This window comes from Massilia sp. 2TAF26, from assembly GCF_052115005.1.
Lineage (GTDB): Bacteria > Pseudomonadota > Gammaproteobacteria > Burkholderiales > Burkholderiaceae_D > Telluria.
On record NZ_JBFRFV010000064.1, the window covers coordinates 1 to 2,622 of the forward strand.

Below are 2,622 nucleotides of genomic sequence, written 5' to 3' on the forward strand. Positions count from 1 at the left end.
GGTGGAGGACGCTACGCTGAATCCGGAAGAAGTAGTTTTTGATCTGTTGTGTCAACAAACGCTGTCATTGCACCCCAGCATGACTGCCAAGGTTATAGGGACAAGCCGTACGGGCAATTAGTATCGGTTAGCTTAATGCATTACTGCACTTCCACACCCGACCTATCAACGTCCTGGTCTCGAACGACCCTTCAAGGAGCTCAAGGCTCCGGGAAATCTCATCTCAAGGCGAGTTTCCCGCTTAGATGCTTTCAGCGGTTATCTCTTCCGAACTTAGCTACCCGGCAATGCCACTGGCGTGACAACCGGTACACCAGAGGTTCGTCCACTCCGGTCCTCTCGTACTAGGAGCAGCCCCCTTCAAATTTCCAACGCCCACGGCAGATAGGGACCAAACTGTCTCACGACGTTTTAAACCCAGCTCACGTACCACTTTAAATGGCGAACAGCCATACCCTTGGGACCGGCTACAGCCCCAGGATGTGATGAGCCGACATCGAGGTGCCAAACTCCCCCGTCGATATGAACTCTTGGGAGGAATCAGCCTGTTATCCCCAGAGTACCTTTTATCCGTTGAGCGATGGCCCTTCCATACAGAACCACCGGATCACTATGTCCTACTTTCGTACCTGCTCGACTTGTCGGTCTCGCAGTTAAGCACGCTTATGCCATTGCACTATTAGCACGATGTCCGACCGTACCTAGCGTACCTTCGAACTCCTCCGTTACACTTTAGGAGGAGACCGCCCCAGTCAAACTGCCTACCATGCACTGTCCCCGACCCGGATYACGGGCCAAGGTTAGAACCTCAAACAAACCAGGGTGGTATTTCAAGGATGGCTCCACGAGAACTGGCGTCCCCGCTTCAAAGCCTCCCACCTATCCTACACAGATTGGTTCAAAGTCCAATGCAAAGCTACAGTAAAGGTTCATGGGGTCTTTCCGTCTAGCCGCGGGTAGATTGCATCATCACAAACATTTCAACTTCGCTGAGTCTCGGGAGGAGACAGTGTGGCCATCGTTACGCCATTCGTGCAGGTCGGAACTTACCCGACAAGGAATTTCGCTACCTTAGGACCGTTATAGTTACGGCCGCCGTTTACTGGGACTTCAATCAAGAGCTTGCACCCCATCATTTAATCTTCCAGCACCGGGCAGGCGTCACACCCTATACGTCCACTTTCGTGTTTGCAGAGTGCTGTGTTTTTATTAAACAGTCGCAGCCACCAGTTTATTGCAACCCTTTCACCCTCATGGAGTAAASYRRTCAAGCTACCGGGGCGTACCTTATCCCGAAGTTACGGTACCAATTTGCCGAGTTCCTTCTCCCGAGTTCTCTCAAGCGCCTTAGAATACTCATCTCGCCCACCTGTGTCGGTTTGCGGTACGGTCTCGTATGACTGAAGCTTAGAGGCTTTTCTTGGAACCACTTCCGATTGCTTCGCAGSATAAASCCGCTCGTCCCRRYCCCTTGRATTCYGYRCCCGGATTTGCCTAAGYRCCTYCTATGAACCAGAAACTGACTATTCCAACAGTCAGACAACCTTCCGCGATCCGTCCCCCCATCGCATCATACGACGGTGCAGGAATATTAACCTGCTTCCCATCAGCTACGCATCTCTGCCTCGCCTTAGGGGCCGACTCACCCTGCTCCGATGAACGTTGAACAGGAAACCTTGGGCTTTCGGCGAGAGGGCTTTTCACCCTCTTTATCGCTACTCATGTCAGCATTCGCACTTCTGATACCTCCAGCATCCTTTACAAGACACCTTCGCAGGCTTACAGAACGCTCTCCTACCATATGTACAAAGTACATATCCGCAGCTTCGGTGACTGGCTTAGCCCCGTTACATCTTCCGCGCAGGACGACTCGATCAGTGAGCTATTACGCTTTCTTTAAATGATGGCTGCTTCTAAGCCAACATCCTGACTGTTTTAGCCTTCCCACTTCGTTTTCCACTTAGCCAATCTTTGGGACCTTAGCTGGCGGTCTGGGTTGTTTCCCTCTTGACGCCGGACGTTAGCACCCGACGTCTGTCTCCCAAGCTCGCACTCACCGGTATTCGGAGTTTGCAATGGGTTGGTAAGTCGCAATGACCCCCTAGCCATAACAGTGCTCTACCCCCGGTGGTGATACTTGAGGCACTACCTAAATAGTTTTCGGAGAGAACCAGCTATTTCCAGGTTTGTTTAGCCTTTCACCCCTACCCACAGCTCATCCCCTAATTTTTCAACATTAGTGGGTTCGGACCTCCAGGGCGTGTTACCGCACCTTCATCCTGGCCATGGGTAGATCACCTGGTTTCGGGTCTACACCCAGCGACTGTCGCCCTGTTCGGACTCGATTTCTCTACGGCTCCCCGATCTGGTTAACCTCGCCACTGAATGTAAGTCGCTGACCCATTATACAAAAGGTACGCCGTCACCCCACGAAGAGGCTCCGACTGTTTGTATGCACACGGTTTCAGGATCTATTTCACTCCCCTCCCGGGGTTCTTTTCGCCTTTCCCTCACGGTACTGGTTCACTATCGGTCGATTACGAGTATTTAGCCTTGGAGGATGGTCCCCCCATCTTCAGACAGGATTTCTCGTGTCCCGCCCTACTTGTCGTACGCTTAGTA

At 52.1% G+C, this 2,622-nt stretch carries 1 rRNA gene; it reads right to left on the bottom strand.

The features are described from left to right. Positions 1-96: 96 nt before the first annotated feature. Positions 97-2,622: ribosomal RNA gene (locus AB4Z32_RS27370) — 23S ribosomal RNA — on the bottom strand; the annotation flags it as partial.